This is a genomic window from Thermogladius calderae 1633 (assembly GCF_000264495.1).
Taxonomy (GTDB): domain Archaea; phylum Thermoproteota; class Thermoprotei_A; order Sulfolobales; family Desulfurococcaceae; genus Thermogladius; species Thermogladius calderae.
Genome location: NC_017954.1, coordinates 1,247,512 through 1,261,782 on the forward strand (window position 1 = coordinate 1,247,512; position 14,271 = coordinate 1,261,782).

General features: G+C 55.8%; 21 protein-coding genes. 13 read left to right on the forward strand and 8 right to left on the reverse strand.

All coding sequences use genetic code 11. The annotated features are described in order from the left end of the window. Positions 1-361 precede the first annotated feature (361 nt). Both TCELL_RS06710 and TCELL_RS06715 read left to right on the forward strand, forming a co-directional pair. Complete coding sequence (locus tag TCELL_RS06710; protein WP_014737983.1) at positions 362-1,018, forward strand: hypothetical protein; 657 nt, start codon at positions 362-364, stop codon at positions 1,016-1,018. A gap of 332 nt (positions 1,019-1,350) precedes the next feature. Beyond that, on the forward strand, positions 1,351-1,776 hold the full coding sequence (locus TCELL_RS06715) for a putative zinc-binding protein (RefSeq protein WP_048163779.1): 426 nt from the start codon (positions 1,351-1,353) through the stop codon (positions 1,774-1,776). A gap of 296 nt (positions 1,777-2,072) precedes the next feature. Here the strand turns inward: TCELL_RS06715 and TCELL_RS06720 are convergent, their stop codons facing one another. The 5 genes from TCELL_RS06720 to TCELL_RS06740 are packed head-to-tail and all read right to left on the reverse strand — an operon-like array spanning position 2,073 to position 4,475. Next, positions 2,073-2,471, reverse strand: a complete 399-nt coding sequence (locus tag TCELL_RS06720; protein WP_157864724.1) for an aminotransferase class V-fold PLP-dependent enzyme — start codon at positions 2,469-2,471, stop codon at positions 2,073-2,075. Then, positions 2,441-2,725 (reverse strand): hypothetical protein, encoded by a 285-nt coding sequence (locus tag TCELL_RS06725; protein ID WP_048163383.1) that lies wholly within the window; start codon positions 2,723-2,725, stop codon positions 2,441-2,443. Before TCELL_RS06725 ends, TCELL_RS06720 begins: the two co-directional genes overlap by 31 nt. A gap of 20 nt (positions 2,726-2,745) precedes the next feature. Further along, positions 2,746-3,228 (reverse strand): aminotransferase class V-fold PLP-dependent enzyme, encoded by a 483-nt coding sequence (locus TCELL_RS06730; RefSeq protein ID WP_274379105.1) that lies wholly within the window; start codon positions 3,226-3,228, stop codon positions 2,746-2,748. Between the two features lie 31 nt (positions 3,229-3,259). Then, positions 3,260-3,925, reverse strand: a complete 666-nt coding sequence (locus TCELL_RS06735) for an HAD-IB family phosphatase (protein WP_014737985.1) — start codon at positions 3,923-3,925, stop codon at positions 3,260-3,262. Continuing rightward, entirely contained in the window at positions 3,918-4,475 is a 558-nt protein-coding gene (locus TCELL_RS06740) for a hypothetical protein (protein ID WP_014737986.1), read from the reverse strand. The genes TCELL_RS06735 and TCELL_RS06740 overlap by 8 nt, the downstream gene beginning before the upstream one ends. A 76-nt stretch (positions 4,476-4,551) precedes the next feature. On the opposite strand from TCELL_RS06740, the gene TCELL_RS06745 reads away from it, so the two are divergent. Both TCELL_RS06745 and TCELL_RS06750 read left to right on the forward strand, forming a co-directional pair. Next, a complete protein-coding gene (locus tag TCELL_RS06745) occupies positions 4,552-4,857 on the forward strand; it encodes a TRAM domain-containing protein (protein ID WP_014737987.1) in 306 nt (101 codons plus the stop codon). Then, positions 4,857-5,195 carry a hypothetical protein gene (locus TCELL_RS06750; RefSeq protein ID WP_048163389.1) on the forward strand — a complete coding sequence of 113 codons (339 nt, stop codon included), beginning with the start codon at positions 4,857-4,859 and terminating at the stop codon, positions 5,193-5,195. Before TCELL_RS06745 ends, TCELL_RS06750 begins: the two co-directional genes overlap by 1 nt. A gap of 5 nt (positions 5,196-5,200) precedes the next feature. Here TCELL_RS06750 and TCELL_RS06755 read toward each other — a convergent pair whose 3' ends face one another. Next, positions 5,201-5,689, reverse strand: a complete 489-nt coding sequence (locus TCELL_RS06755) for an adenosine-specific kinase (RefSeq protein WP_014737989.1) — start codon at positions 5,687-5,689, stop codon at positions 5,201-5,203. 145 nt (positions 5,690-5,834) lie between these two features. Here TCELL_RS06755 and TCELL_RS06760 point away from each other — a divergent pair, with 145 nt between their 5' ends. From TCELL_RS06760 to moaC, 9 genes are all read left to right on the forward strand, one after another. Then, positions 5,835-6,425 (forward strand): hypothetical protein, encoded by a 591-nt coding sequence (locus TCELL_RS06760; RefSeq protein ID WP_014737990.1) that lies wholly within the window; start codon positions 5,835-5,837, stop codon positions 6,423-6,425. After that, positions 6,422-7,153 (forward strand): purine-nucleoside phosphorylase, encoded by a 732-nt coding sequence (locus TCELL_RS06765; protein ID WP_014737991.1) that lies wholly within the window; start codon positions 6,422-6,424, stop codon positions 7,151-7,153. The genes TCELL_RS06760 and TCELL_RS06765 overlap by 4 nt, the downstream gene beginning before the upstream one ends. Before the next feature lie 5 nt (positions 7,154-7,158). Then, entirely contained in the window at positions 7,159-8,577 is a 1,419-nt protein-coding gene (cysS, locus tag TCELL_RS06770; protein WP_014737992.1) for a cysteine--tRNA ligase, read from the forward strand. 207 nt (positions 8,578-8,784) lie between these two features. After that, the gene (locus TCELL_RS06775) at positions 8,785-10,239 is read left to right on the forward strand and encodes an FAD-dependent oxidoreductase (protein ID WP_014737993.1); all 1,455 of its coding nucleotides are present in this window, start codon (positions 8,785-8,787) and stop codon (positions 10,237-10,239) included. Further along, entirely contained in the window at positions 10,236-10,724 is a 489-nt protein-coding gene (locus TCELL_RS06780) for a 4Fe-4S binding protein (protein WP_014737994.1), read from the forward strand. The genes TCELL_RS06775 and TCELL_RS06780 overlap by 4 nt, the downstream gene beginning before the upstream one ends. After that, positions 10,717-10,995: a (2Fe-2S)-binding protein gene (locus tag TCELL_RS06785; RefSeq protein ID WP_014737995.1), complete on the forward strand. Its 279-nt coding sequence runs from the start codon at positions 10,717-10,719 to the stop codon at positions 10,993-10,995. The genes TCELL_RS06780 and TCELL_RS06785 overlap by 8 nt, the downstream gene beginning before the upstream one ends. Further along, entirely contained in the window at positions 10,988-12,118 is a 1,131-nt protein-coding gene (locus tag TCELL_RS06790; protein ID WP_094179297.1) for an NAD(P)/FAD-dependent oxidoreductase, read from the forward strand. The genes TCELL_RS06785 and TCELL_RS06790 overlap by 8 nt, the downstream gene beginning before the upstream one ends. A 20-nt stretch (positions 12,119-12,138) precedes the next feature. Next, a complete protein-coding gene (moaA, locus tag TCELL_RS06795) occupies positions 12,139-13,053 on the forward strand; it encodes a GTP 3',8-cyclase MoaA (RefSeq protein WP_014737997.1) in 915 nt (304 codons plus the stop codon). Between the two features lie 11 nt (positions 13,054-13,064). Next, positions 13,065-13,508 (forward strand): cyclic pyranopterin monophosphate synthase MoaC, encoded by a 444-nt coding sequence (gene moaC, locus TCELL_RS06800; RefSeq protein WP_014737998.1) that lies wholly within the window; start codon positions 13,065-13,067, stop codon positions 13,506-13,508. Here moaC and TCELL_RS06805 read toward each other — a convergent pair. Both TCELL_RS06805 and TCELL_RS06810 read right to left on the reverse strand, forming a co-directional pair. Further along, complete coding sequence (locus TCELL_RS06805; protein WP_238529063.1) at positions 13,483-13,938, reverse strand: molybdenum cofactor biosynthesis protein MoaE; 456 nt, start codon at positions 13,936-13,938, stop codon at positions 13,483-13,485. The genes moaC and TCELL_RS06805 overlap by 26 nt on opposite strands. 8 nt (positions 13,939-13,946) lie before the next feature. Continuing rightward, positions 13,947-14,180 carry a MoaD/ThiS family protein gene (locus TCELL_RS06810; RefSeq protein WP_014738000.1) on the reverse strand — a complete coding sequence of 78 codons (234 nt, stop codon included), beginning with the start codon at positions 14,178-14,180 and terminating at the stop codon, positions 13,947-13,949. Between the last annotated feature and the right edge of the window lie 91 nt (positions 14,181-14,271).

A 14,271-nucleotide genomic window follows, 5' to 3' on the forward strand; every position in this document is an offset into this window, starting at 1 on the left:
GCTACTGTAGTATTTTTCCACTATGGGCAGGATCATTGTCAGATTATCCACTACCCACCGGCTCTAGAGCCGTTAGTGTAGGTTATTAGTACTCGACGTACCGGACATATTCTGGACGTGTTCCTCGGGTCTACGTATTCCTCAACATAGACGAGCTAGAGGTATTGTTAGGACCTAGTAGTATCCGGGCAACCGAGTCCCTATTTAAATTCCTCGAGCCGGAAGCACTATTCCTTGAAACGGGAAGACGAGGGTTCTACGGTTATTAGCAGAGGGGGGCGCTAGGATAAGAGCACTTGGTATAAAGCCTTTCGTAAATTTTATATTTACGTCGGCAAACTCATTATTTTGGTGTAATATTGTGAGGCACGATTTAGTCTTGGCTGGGTTATTCCTCCTGTTTTCAATAGTCCTAGCCTCAGCTGTTATTCTAGCAGAGCTGGGCTATGGCCCGGGCGACTGGCTGAGGTACAGATATAGCATCTCGGCTGGAGGAGCTAAATGCGTATACGTTATCAAAGTAACTGTTAGAGACGTCCAGGGCACTGTTGTCAAGTATGATGCTGGGATCGAGAAGCTTGAGAGCGGTGATAGCACGCTGTGTTCTTCTCTTAGTGGTCTACTGGTTCTCGGATTAGCTTTCTCAAGCGCTACGTCTAAAGACGTTTCAAGCCAGGGGCCTGAGGGAGGAGACTTCTTTATAAGCCCACAGTACTCGGGTGACTACACTACTAGTAGCGGGTACAGGGTCTCCTACAAGAACGGCGTCTTGGTTAAGATAGAGGGTGAGTCCACAACCGGCGTAGTAGCCACCATCAGCGCGGAATTAATTGATACCAGTATAGGATGGCTTAAGCAGGGGATAGGACAAACCCTGTTCACACAGCAACTCCTAATAATTATAGCCATAGTAGCAATAGCCGCAATAGGGATAGCCGTATACTTTATTGCTAGAAGGAGAGCTGTAGAAACCCCGCCTTCCCAACCCCAGCAGCAGCCCAGCGTTCCAGGCAGTTAGAGAGTCGGTCCTAAACCTGTCTTTCAGCTTTCCCCAACCCTTAGACAAAATTGTTTTCCGCACTTAAACAGACACCGGATGCATCGTGGCATGCATTATCCAACCTTTCCACCCCTACTCGATATTGAAGAACACGCTAGCCTCGGCGACTGAACACATCTAGCCGAGAATACAACATGTACGAAGCACTTAGCGATACTCGCACTTTAAATCACGTAACCGCGCTTAGCTGGCTGAGTAGCCATCAAAACTCTCAATTAATGCGCGGTTCAGATGTGTCAAGAAGACTTTTAGGCTATCGCTACGCTTTACCTTACTCGTGGCGCTTGTATATGGCAAGCCCCAGCTCTACTAAGTACCAATTGCTTCCTCACTGCGCCACGCATGCCGAAGGGCTAATAATCGTAGCCACCTGCGATGGGGCTTCATCAGTGGGGCAGATAGGTAACGAAGTGGCTAGAATCCTAACCAAGACCTTCCCAGACAAGGTGAGAATGTGCTGCCTCTCGGCTGTAGCTGCTGGAAGCAAAACACATGTAGACATTTTCAGAAAGGCTAGAGCAGTCATAGCTATCAATGGCTGCCAATTAATGTGTGCTTCAAAGGTATTGAGGGAAAAAGGCATAGCGCCTACCTACGAAATCGTAGTGGCTAAAGAAGGAGTAGACAAGCTACCGACACTAGACTTCGACGAAGAAGATGTTCAAAGAATAGCCAATAAAATTTCAACGGAGTTTATCCAGAAGTTCCAGCAATAAGAGACTTGGCGAGAAAGGAATCCATGCCACGAGCATTTCAACTTTTTCGCTTTTTACTTCATTTTCTATAACTCACCCCTACACATATGTGTGAAGCCGCACCGTTGGTCCCAACTTCCGTCTGCGATCCCACGGAGGTACATGTGGGCAGGGCAGAGCCAGGCGCAACTGTGAACAAGCACGAAGCATCAGAGTAAGCACCTAGGAGGATACAAGTGGTGGATTCCTGGATGCAGGCTCAATGAGCTCCTCCGGGGCATTTCTACTCTCCTACTCGGCATCGAGAACGCATACTCCTAGCCGGCTACTTGGCCAAGCCTTGTCCTGAGCCTGCTAAGCTCGTCTACAAAGGCGTCTACGTCTCCTTTGTCGTTGTACAAGTGCGTGGAGACCCTGACTCCAGACACCCCTAGGGCTCCTCTGTAGGACACCACTACGCCTTTCTCGCGGAGCTCCTCGGCTACCCTGATTTCTCTCCCCTTCTCTAGGCCCGTCTTAACCAGGGTTATGCCGGGCCAGTGCTTTTTGTCTCTCGTGCAGCCGTAGACGTTATAGCCCTCGCTACTCAGCTTATCAATGAGGTTCTTCTTGACGCTCAAGACGTGGCTTTCGACGCTCTCAATGCCAATGCTGTTTATGAATCGGGCTGCCTCGCAGAGCGCTACTATTGAGATGTATGACCTTCCCCGCCCCACTCGAACTTCGAGACGCTCTTAGAGACCGGCGGCGACCAAACGTCCTTGCCTGGGTCAGGCCAGTAGCCGCTCCAACCGCTACCGGGCTCCTCACTGTTTAAAATGCCGTAGGGGGCTGGGTTGAGTCCTTCAAGCAACTCTTTGCTGATATGCGTGAAGCCCGAGCCCACGTGGGGGTTTAGCATCCACTTCTCACCGCCAGCGCAGAGGACGTCCACGCCTCCTTTGTCGGCGTCGGGCCTTAAAGCACCCACGTGCTAAACCCCATCAACTACTAGAATGGCTCCATGCTCGTGGAGCTCTCTCGAGAGCTCTCTCTCAGATCTATTCTCCACCCGGTAATCCACTGGACCGAGGACACCACCGCTACCTTGACCGAGTCGTCGGGCTTCTCGAGGTCTCCCGTCTCGTAGATCCCCATGCTCCCGGCTACCTTGACTCTGCAACCCCTGACTTCGCAGAGGGACTTGACGAGGGACGTAATAGTGGGGGACTCCAGGTCTAGTGCGAGGACGCTGTCACCCGGCCTCAGGTCGAAGGCTCCCAGCACGTTCTTCAAGCCCTCCGTGGTCTGAACCGTAAAGGTTACTTCATGGAGATCACCACCGACTAGCCTGGAAACCTCCCTCCTGGCCTTCACCACGTACTCCTCTAGGTCTTCAACGCCCAGCTCGCCGCTGCAAACGGCTTCTAGCAGCTTCTGCAGAGATTCGTACACCGGCGAGGGCATTAAGCCTACAGAGGCCGTGTCGAGGATCCTCGCTTGGCCGGGTGAGGGGGGTAGGTTTTCACCTCTTTTCTCGCATGATGCTGTAGTATTTTTCCACGATAGGCAAGATCTCTGTCAGATCCTCAACTACCCACCTGGCTCTAGAGCAGGCCTCACCACAAGGCTTCACGGCTACCGAGTTGCCCACGACGTTGAAGATGTCTATGTCCCACACGTCGTCGCCCACGTAGGTCACCTCTCTCAGATCGAACCCCAATTTCCCGGCCAGCTCGGCGATGACCCTGTGCTTCTCCATCAAGGGGACCCTGACCAAGCCCCCCGGCACCAGCTCGTCGCCCTCGTACCTTAACTCGTTGTAGTAGCAGAGACTTATGCCGAGCCTGCTACATACCCTGCCCACGACCTCCCCTATCCCGGAGCTCACGACTGCGACCACGTAGCCCTCCCTCATGAGGCGGCTCACAACACCGGGGGCCTCTTCCCTGACACCGATCCACGAGACGGCCCTTTCTACGTCCTGTCTCCTTATCGGTTTCCCGTAGCTGTGGATCATCAGCGCGACGTCTATCTTCATCCACTCCTCGTAGGTTATTATGCCTCTCCTGTAGTAGTCTGCGAAGAGCCTGTTGTCCCGGCTACCGAAGTACTCGTGTAAGACGGCCCAGCTGCTCTTGGCTGTGGTCAGGACGCCGTCGCAGTCGAAGACTATTAGCCCTTTACCCACCCGCGACAACCTCCCTCAGCCTCTCCACGTCTCTTTTATCCAAGAAAGTCGTTCTGCACTGGACGACCCTGATTCTGCCCCCTTCGTACGAGATTCTGACTACGAAGTCCTGGCTTACCCTCAGTAAGACCTCGTTCCCTGCCAGGGACGCCTCATAGTTGGAGAAAATGGACTTGACCCGCTCGAATAACTCGGCGAGCTCCGACTTCACGGGCTCGCCCACGCTCAGCCTCTGAGCTATGTCTAGTGCCTTGGCCCTCACCTCGGGGAGGTCTCTGTACTCCTCTGCGACCTCTCTCAGGATATCTACGAGGACTTCCAGCGCGTTACCGCCCTTGAACGCGCTGACGAGTAGCTCGAAATCCTTGCTGTTAAAGTAGTCTAGTAGCTTCTCGGGGTTCCCGCCGTATACGCTGAAGCCGTACCTCGACTCCGCTTGGGATATGAGCCTCCTCACCTCGTCCACGGTGTTGGCCTGGATCTTCCCCTCTCTGATAGCCCTTCCAAGATGGGGGTTCACGATGTTCCTCAAGAAGTCCTTTAACACCATCAGTGTTCAACCCATGGTTTTTAAAGGGGCTCTTACCTTATATATCAGCGACAACACGTAGTGGATGGGGTAATTAGTGAGTAGACACCAGAAGAAACACTCGTGGGCTCCTTACACGAGCGACGTCCAGAAATTCAGCATCTACCCCAGCATCAAGAGGCCGGAGGAAGACAGGGAGCTGAGAGTTGGCTCGATAGCCGTCCTGAACATCGACGAGGTAGACGAGAAGGGCAACGGGATCGCCAAGTACAAGAACGTGAGGGTAATCGTGAGGAATGCTAGCCTGGGCTCCAGAGTCAAAGCGCGTATCCTCAAGCTCGCCCCCGACTACGCGGTCGCAGAGGTTGTGGAAGTACTAGAGGACTCCTACGTGGATTACTGATGCCCGGAAGAAGCTTGTTCTCCGAGATAGCGCAGGTGGTCGGGGCCGAGGTCGCGTCGACACTCGAGCTAGGGGAACCCATTGAAGGAGAGGACGCCTGGCTGGTGCTAGACTACCTGTTGGAGAACAAGCCTGTCGAGGTCGTTGACGAAGAGGAGGTTGTAGAAGGAGGAGAGTGCTACCACGTCGCCCTGGTCGTGGAGGGCTCCTACCTCTTCTACCTGTTGAAGATGGGTAGGGTTAGCAGGTGCGTCCTTATAGAGGTCGGTAAAAACAGAGTGGAGAGCTTACTCGACGAGGTTTTTCGTAGGCTGGGCAAGTGCGGTGAGGAGGGCTAGCCGGCCTACTTCTTGTAGCCGATCTTCCTCAGGAAGCCGTGCCTCTCTTTTTTGTCCTCGTCCCCCTCAACGCCTAGCGGCGTGTAGCCGTCGACTACGCCGACTACTGCCCTGCCCTGGTCAGTCTCGGCTACTATGACTTGGACAGGGTTCCCAGTCGCAACGTAGATGGACACGACTTCTTGCACGCTCTTCAGCTGGTTTAAGACGTTTATCGGGTACGCGTTCCTTATGAAGAGGACGAATGTGTGGCCCGCTCCGATCGACAAAGCAGCGTCGACAGCAGCCCTGGTCAGCTCTTCGTCATTGCCCTCGTATCTCACGAGCCTCTTCCCGCTGGCCTCGTTGAAGGCCAGGCCGAACTTGATCCCAGGTACAGATGTGACGAGCACCTCGTATATGTCCTCGACTGTCTTGATGAAGTGGCTACGCCCTATTATAACGTTGGCTCCCTCGGGTATTTTGACAGGTACCACCTTAAAGGACACGGACACCCGAGAACACCATACTAAATATTCGCACGAGTTTTCGTATTAAGGTTTCCTCGGCCAATACAAGGAGCCTTCTTGATGTTGAAGGATTAAATAGGTGATACGACCTTAAGAGGAAGCAGAGCCCCACTGTTTAAAAGGGTTTGATATGAGGGCTGTTTTGAAGATCGTGGATTTAAGTCCTTATACCGAGAACGACGGTGTCGTCTCGGCCTTACTCTACAAGCAAGAAGAGAAGTGGGACGAGGTGGAAGTCGGCGAGGGGCTTGAAAGCCTTCTTTCAGTGGCGGGAAACACCATATCCAGCAACCCACCCCAGGTGAACGTCCTCAGATTCGTTGAAGTAGAGGCGCCGGGTATGAAGGTAACAATAGGTGAGGGGTCTGTTGACGGCGTCGAGACTGTTATATCCCCAGTCCCGGCCTACTTGAGGTCTATCAAATTCGTCAAGGTCGAAGGAGAGAACCCCGTAGTCGTGCACGAGTTCAAGCCGGGTAACCCCAGTATCGTTTACGACTCGTCTATCTCCTTCGGCAAGAAGTTGGAGTACGACTTAATCCTCGTCGAGACAAGCGAGGGGGTTAGAATAGTCTTCCCCCACGAGCTCCTTCTCGAAAAGGTGAAGACGGAGACGAAGAAGAGGAGGAAAAGGCGGAAGTCGCGGAGGAGTAGGAAGAGTAAAGCAGAAAAGAAGAAAAAGAGGAGGAGCGGTAAGAAGAGGAGGAGGGCTCGTAGATGAGCTTCAGGGAGTTACCCCACATAAAGGCCAGACCAGGAGATATAGCAAAAAACGTCATCGCCGTGGGCGACCCAGGTAGAGTAGACCTGTTGAGCCAACTCCTCGAGGAGAAGAGAGTCGTCAACGAGCACAGAGGTCTAAAGGTGGTGACGGGAACCTACAAGGGCGTAAAAGTCTCCATAGCCACGCACGGGATAGGCTGCCCCTCCGCGATGATAGTGTTCGAGGAGCTAGGCATCCTGGGTGCCAGGCGGTTTGTGAGAGTCGGCACGACAGGGGGCCTGAGGAGGGACATAAGGGTCGGCGACGTTGTGGTAGCCACGGGAGCCGGCTACACGCAGGGGGGATGCGGCCTAGGGCAGTACATGCCCGGCATATGCGGTGCCACGAGCCCACACTCGGTCTTAACGGCTAGGATAATGGAGTCGTTGAGCAGAAACGGGGTCAAGTTTTTAGCGGGGCCAGTCTACAGTAGCGACGCCTTTTACGCTGAAGACCCCTCTTTTGCCGAGAGAATGAGCCACCTAGGATTCGTTGCCGTGGAGATGGAAGCCGCCGGCTTATTCGCGCTCGGCTGGATGAGGGGTTGGGAGACAGCCGCCGTGCTAGTGGTCAGCGACGTTCTACCGTCCGAGGAGAAGGTGTTTCTCACAACTGCCGAGCTCGCCGACAAGTTTACTAGCGTCGCGAGGGCTGTCCTAGACGTATTCTCGGAACTAAGGGACTAGAGGGTATGGAGGTAAAGCTCTATAACACTCTGAGCAAGGAAGTAGAAGTCCTCAGACCCGTGGAAGAGAGCACCGTGAAGATGTACGTCTGCGGCCCCACTGTATACGACTACACGCACATAGGACACGGTAGGACGTACGTTGTGTACGACGCGTTAAAGAAGTACCTATCGATTAGGGGCTACAACGTCATACACGTCATGAACATCACCGACATAGACGACAAGATCATTAGACGGGCCCAGAGCGAGGGGAGAGACTGGAGAGAGGTCGCCGACGAGTACACGAAGGACTACCTAGAGGGCCTCTCCAAGCTGAAAGTCACTATAGACCACCATCCCAGAGTAACAGACCACATAAAGGAGATCATAGAGTTCATACAGGTTCTAATAGACAAGGGCTACGCATACGTCGCTCAAAGCGGTAGCGTGTACTTTGAGGTCGACAAGTACCCGGACTACGGGAGGCTCTCGGGGAGAGCTAGCAAGGAGCTTTGGAACCAAGAACCCGAGTTCCTCGGCGAGAAGAAGAAGCCCTACGACTTCGCGCTATGGAAAGCGAGCAAGCCCGGGGAGCCGTATTGGGAGAGCCCCTGGGGTAAGGGTAGGCCGGGTTGGCACATAGAGTGCAGTGTTATGAGCTCTAGGTACCTCGGGGGCCGGTTCGATATACACGGTGGCGGGACAGACCTGATATTCCCACACCACGAGAACGAGAGGGCCCAGAGCGAGGCGTACTACGGCGGCAGGTGGGTGGGTATCTGGATGCACACGGGTCTGGTGATGGTGGGCAGCGACAAGATGAGCAAGAGCCTAGGCAACATAGTGCCTTTGAAAGAGGCTTTTGACAAGTGGGGGCTGGCCCTGAGAGTCTGGTACTTGTCCTCGCACTACAGGAAGCCGCTGGTCTTCTCGGAAGAGGCGCTCGAGCAGTCTAAGAGGTTCTACGAGAGGTTCGTGAACACGTGGAGCCTGTTGACGAGGCTGGAGAGGGAGGCCGTCGACAGGCACTACGTCAGAGACGAGGACATAGCACAAGCCAGAAAACTCCTTGAACTACGCAACAGGTTCCACGAGTCTCTGTCAAACGACTTTAACACCCCCGAAATGCTCGCCGCCGTCAACGAGCTTATGAGCTTCGTAAACAGGGAGCTGGCCTACAGGCCCGTCCACATGCTTGTGTCGATCGCCAGGAAACTGTTCAGGGAGGCTAACGCTGTCCTGTCCCTCGTAGAGGAGGCCGAGACCTCGACAGAGGAAGAGGTGGACTCGCTGGTTAAGCTGATAGTAGACGTCAGGAGGGAGCTGAGGAGCCTGAAGTTGTACGAGCTCGCCGACAGGATCAGGAGCGAGCTCATGAGACAGGGGATAATACTACAGGACAAGGGTTTGGAGACCACCTGGATCAAGAAGAAAACTCTTTGACCCCTCGCGACGAGTGCGTAGAGGTGCGTTAGAACCCTCTTTTATATACGACACAATACGCGTTGTGCCGGCTCCCCATTGGATGAGTGGAGTTCGAGCCCTACCGCGGGCGTAATAAACGTTTATTTACTCTATGGTCACTCCAATATCCTATGTACAGGTATAAGCCTGCTTATCGAGAGCCAATGCTAAGCCGGGGGGCGGTTATTGAAGGGCTACAGGATAGAGGAACACCCTATCCTGAAATTCAGGCGAGGTAGAGTTGTCAAGTTCCGCTTCAACGGTGTAGAGGTTGAGGGTTACGAGGGCGAGAGCGTTCTAGCGAGCCTCTACGCTCTGGGCTACAGGGTCTTCTCTTACAGCAAGACCGGTAGACCTCGCGGCGCTTTCTGTATGATAGGCAAGTGCTCGAGCTGCCTAGCCAGAGTCAACGGTGTCCCGAACACCAGGATCTGCGTCGAGCCCGTGAGGGATGGTCTCGTCGTCGAGACCCAGAGCGGTCTACCCGAGATCCCCTCGGAAACACACGGCGACGTCTCCGAGGAGGAGATCGAGGCTGATGCCGTGGTTGTCGGTAGCGGTCCAGCCGGTCTCCAGGCAGCCCTGACGCTCGCTGGACACGGGCTAGAGGTCGTGCTCGTGGAAGAGCACCCCAAGCTCGGTGGACAGCTAGTCAAGCAGACGCACAGGTTCTTCGGTGACACGGCGTACTACGGTGGTGTGAGAGGGTTTAAGATCGGTGAGCTACTAACGGAGAAGGTTCGCGCTAACCCGAATATAAAGGTCTTGACCTCTACAAGGGTCTACGGGTTCTTCGCTGAGGGCTACCTGGGCGCAACAACGGTTACCGGCGAGCCCAGGCACTACCTGATCAAATCGAGGTACACCATCGTCGCCACCGGCGCCTCGGAAAGGCTCGCGTTGTTCGAGAACAACGACCTCCCGGGGGTAATGGGCGCGGGAGGGGCCCAGACGCTAATGAACGAGTACGGTATTAGGCCAGGGGACAGAGCTCTCGTTGTCGGGAGCGGTAACGTGGGGTTGATAGTCGCCTACCAGCTACTCCAGGCGGACGTTGACGTGAAGGCGATACTAGAGCTCAGGGACGAGATCGGCGGGTGGTTTGTCCACGCAGCGAAGATCAGGAGACATGGTGTTCCAATCAAAACGGGCCGTACTTTGTTGAGAGTGGAGGGGTACGAGAGAGTGGAGAAGGCCGTGTCCGTGGCCGTTGACAGGGGCTACAATTTGTTGCCTGGCACCGAGGAGGTGTACGACGTCGACTTAGTCCTGCTGGCCGTCGGGCTCCAGCCGAGCTATGCTCTGCTTAGCCAGATGGGGGCTGTAGTAAAGCACGTCCCCGAGCTCGGGGGTCTGGTCCCCGTGAGGACCTGGAGCATGGAGACCTCGGTACCGGGCGTATACGTGGCCGGCGACCTCTCTGGCGTGGAAGAGGCTACAGCGGCTTTCCTCGAGGGAGAGCTGGCAGCGCAGTCGATCCTGGAGAAGGAGGGGTTGGGGAACGGGAAGAAGGCGGAGGTGCTACACTACCTGTGGAACGTGTACAGGACGAGCCCCGTTCTCGAGAGGGCAAGGAGAGGTAAGTTGTCGGTGACACTGAGCGAGGACGAGATGGAGCACTTGAGGAGGGGGGCGAATTGAGCTTCCGGAGAACCGGAGTACTGTCCATCGAAGAGCTGGCTAGACTGGGCATCATACCACCCGAGGAGAGGGTTAAGAAAAAACCGGTTGCTATGATAGAGTGCCCGGAAGAAGTCCCCTGCAACATATGCGTATCCGCATGCCCATTCAACGCTATCAGAAAGGAGACTCTCTACTCCCGCCCTAGGCTGGAGGAGTCCAAGTGCATAGGGTGCGGGGTCTGCGTCGTCAAGTGCCCCGGTCTAGCGATATTCGTGGTCGACCTCCGCGGCGAAGACGCTCTCCTCACACTCCCCTACGAGATGAACCCGCCGCCGGCAAAAGGGGACAAGTGCCTCTTACTCGATAGGGAGGGGAAGATCGTGGGCGAGGGCGAGGTCGTCAAAGCGTGGTCCTACGACTCGACGTGGGCCGTCACGGTGCGCGTCCCGCGCGATATGTGGCTCCACGTGAGGGCTATTAAGGTGGTGAAGAACCGTGCTTGACGCGAAGAAGGTAATCGTGTGCAGGTGTGAGGACGTAACGCTCTACGACGTCGAGAAGGCCATAGACGAGGGGTTGACAGACCTCGAACTCTTGAAGAGGAAGCTGAGGATCGGTATGGGGCCCTGCCAGGGCTCTGGCTGCCTACTGCTAGTCGCATCCGTCCTCGCGAGGAAGAAGAGGACCCCCGTATCCGAGGTACCCCTCCCGGTTAGCAGGCCCCCGATAACCCCGGTTCAGTTAAAGTTCTTCGCGGGTGGTAAGAGTGGCTAAGCGGCTGATCGTAGTAGGTGCGGGCGTGACAGGGCTCATGACAGCCAAGTTCCTGGTCGACAGGGGCTTCAGCGACATTCTCGTCATAGACAGGAAGTACCCGGGCTCGGGCGGTAGCTTCAGGTGCGCTACGGGCGTTAGGGCGAGCTTCACTAGTAGAGAGCACATTAAAGTGATGCTCAGGGCAATAGACCTGTGGCCGAAGCTGTCTAAAGAGCTCGGGATAAAGTACTCGAGAGACGGTTACCTGTGGCTCCTGTCGAGGGACAGGGACGTCGAGTTCTTCAGAGAGGCGGTGAAGTTCCAGAACAGCCTGGGCGTCCCTACCAGGCTCGTAACACCCGAGGAAGTGAGGGAACTGGCCCCCACGATAAACGCGTCTAGTGTTGTCGCCGCCGTCTACGACCCCATAGCAGGGAAAGCCAGCTGTTTCGACAGCGTGACGAACACGCTTACACACCTCCTAGCCAGAGGAGTCGAGGTCAAGTGGGGTGTAGAGGCTAGAAAGATAGCGCGCGAGGGTAGAGGGTTCGTCGTCGAGACGAACATCGGCTCCCTTAGAGCCGACAGCGTCCTGGTAGCGGCCGGGGACGGGAGTAGGAGGTTGCTCGAGACCTTGGGCGTCGACCTGCCGATAAGGAGCCTCCCCAAGCACGCCCTAGTCACGGAGGCGTTTAGACCCGTCTTCAAGCCCTTGATCATAGACTGGGCCACCTCATCCTACATCGTCCAGCTGTTCAACGGCAACTTCTACATTGGCGCCGACATACCCGAGGTCTACGACACGGTGGCGAAGGTGAAGCTCGAGTTCCTCAGGAAGGCTGCGAGAGTGTGGACGTCTTACTTCCCTTGGCTTAGAGAGGTCTACGTGCTGAGGTACTGGACGGGGTACTACGACATGACGCCCGACCACCACCCCGTAATAGGCCCCGTGGAGGGCCTCGAAGGGGTCTACGTCGCCGCAGGCTTTAGCGGGCACGGGTTTATGATGGCCCCTGCTGTTGGCGAGGCCCTAGCGTCGTACATACTCGGGGAGAGGCCGCTCGTCCCCGAGTTCGAGAGACTATCCCCTGGCAGGTTCGCGAGAGGGGAGCTTATAAAGGAGATAGCCGTATTCGGCTAAAGTAGACCTAGTGGTTTTCGATGCTCGTAGACAGGTTTGGTAGGCCTCTCACGAGCCTTAGGATCAGCGTCACCGAGAAGTGCAACCACAGGTGTGTTTTCTGCCATAGAGAGGGCCTCCTAAACTACGAAAGTGAGAGCGAGCTGGGGGCAGAAGACTGGGGCTTCGTGGCGAACGTCGCGAGCTACCTCGGCATAAGGGACGCTAAGCTGACCGGCGGGGAGCCGCTAGTCCGTAGAGATATAGTGGAGATCGTTAGGGAGATCACGGGGAACGGGCTGAGCACCTCAATAACGACAAACGGTAGCCTGCTCGACAAGTACGCCAAAGGGCTCGCCGAGGCCGGCGTTGACCACGTGAACGTGAGCCTGCACTCCCTCAGGGAAGACGTGTTCAAGGCTATAACAGGCGGGGACCTCAAGCGGGTTCTCCAGGGTATCGAGGCCGCGCTACAGTACGGGATCAGGCTGAAGCTCGACTTCGTCGTATTGACGTGGAACAAGGACGAGGTCGCGGACCTAGTCGAGTTCGCGTCTAAGAGGGGGCTCGAGGTAAACATGATCGAGCTGATCCCGCTCGGAGTCGACGCTGAGCTGTACAAGAGGTTACACGTCGAGTTGAGGGGGGTCGAGGAGTACCTAGAGAAGAGGGCGGTCAAGGTCGAGGTCAAGGAGTTCCAGAGCAGGCCCGTCTACCACCTCGACAACGGCGTGAAGGTCACACTTATTAAAGGCTTCTGCAACCCCGAGCTGTGTGCTAGGTGTACCAGGATTAGGTTCACCCCGGACGGGAAGATCAAGCCGTGCCTTTTCAGGAACGACAACCTCGTCGACGCGAGGCCCTACATCCTATCCAGGGACTTCCACGGGCTGGTCGAGGCGTTCAAGAGAGCTAATAGCCTGAGAGAACCCTACTTCAAGGTAGTCACGAGGTGACCGCCTTGAGTATGGTGGACGTCACCGAGAAGAAGCCGGTCTACAGGGAGGCTGTTGCCGAGGGCGTCATACGGCTTAAACCCGAGACGCTCAGGTTGATCAAGGAGGGCAAGGTAGAGAAAGGGGATGTGCTCGAGGTGACCAGGGCGGCTGTTGCTATGGCTGTGAAGAAGACCAGCGAGCTCCTCCCGTTATGCCACCCTATCCCTGTCACCCACGTAGAGACCAGCTTCGACTTCCCGTCAGACGACGAGCTCAGGTTGACGGTGAAGGTGAAGACAGTTGCTCAGACGGGCGTCGAGATGGAGGCGCTGACGGGCGTCGCGGTGGGCCTCCTCAACGTATGGGACATGGTGAAGAAGTACGAGAAAGACGCGGAGGGCCAGTACCCGGACACCAGGATAGAGTACATAAGAGTGGTCAGCAAGGTCAAGACCTCGCCCTCTTCACCCTAGTCTCGTCGCCGATAACCCAGTACTCGCCGTCCTCCCTCACCTCGAGCTTGAATATCGGGGCCTCTTTCTTCACCCTGTCTATTATAACCCTCGTAGCTCTGTTGACCTCGTCCCTCCCTCTCCCTGCCGCGACGATGATGACTGTTGCCTCGCCGGGCCTCACCTCTCCCAGCCTGTGGAGGATGACCACGGCCTCTAGGCTGTTCTTCTCCGCCTCCTCTCGTGCGATCCTCTCGAGCACCCTCTCAGCGACCTCCTTGTAAGCCGTATAGACCAGCTTCTCGACCTTGAACCCGCCCACCCTCCCCTTGACGACTCCCATGAATACCTCTACTCCGCCGACTTCCTTGTCCACAGCTGTCTTACTCACCTCTTCCAGGATACCCTTGAGCCTGCCAGCAATGTCCCCTTCAACCAGCTCGGCTCTCACGATCAACGTCAACCACCCGAGGAAGGCGGCAACAGCACTACCCTGTCCCCGTTGTAGACCACGCGCGACTCTGGTGCCGGCTCGTCGTTCACGAAGACGACGATGCTAAACCTCCTCCTCACCTCGAGAGGGACAAGGGTCTCCACCAACTCCCGCACAGTGACCCCCTCTCTGAAAGTGTAGCGTCCCTCCCTGACGTAGTCCCCGAGAACCCCGTACGCCTTGATATATACCTCGAGCACGAATCACGCACCTGCGACGAGGTTCAACCCCAAGTTGCCAACCATGTCTTTCAAGCGCTTTAAACCCGAGCAGTGGAACGCCCGCTACAAC

What these genes read in the sequence shown, in the direction of transcription:
- TCELL_RS06715 (WP_048163779.1), top strand. Translation starts at nt 1,351, where the DNA reads ATGGCAAGCCCCAGCTCTACTAAGTACCAATTGCTTCCTCACTGCGCC.
- TCELL_RS06740 (WP_014737986.1), bottom strand. Translation starts at nt 4,475, where the DNA reads ATGGTGTTAAAGGACTTCTTGAGGAACATCGTGAACCCCCATCTTGGA.
- TCELL_RS06750 (WP_048163389.1), top strand. Translation starts at nt 4,857, where the DNA reads ATGCCCGGAAGAAGCTTGTTCTCCGAGATAGCGCAGGTGGTCGGGGCC.
- TCELL_RS06760 (WP_014737990.1), top strand. Translation starts at nt 5,835, where the DNA reads ATGAGGGCTGTTTTGAAGATCGTGGATTTAAGTCCTTATACCGAGAAC.
- TCELL_RS06765 (WP_014737991.1), top strand. Translation starts at nt 6,422, where the DNA reads ATGAGCTTCAGGGAGTTACCCCACATAAAGGCCAGACCAGGAGATATA.
- cysS (WP_014737992.1), top strand. Translation starts at nt 7,159, where the DNA reads ATGGAGGTAAAGCTCTATAACACTCTGAGCAAGGAAGTAGAAGTCCTC.
- moaA (WP_014737997.1), top strand. Translation starts at nt 12,139, where the DNA reads ATGCTCGTAGACAGGTTTGGTAGGCCTCTCACGAGCCTTAGGATCAGC.
- moaC (WP_014737998.1), top strand. Translation starts at nt 13,065, where the DNA reads ATGGTGGACGTCACCGAGAAGAAGCCGGTCTACAGGGAGGCTGTTGCC.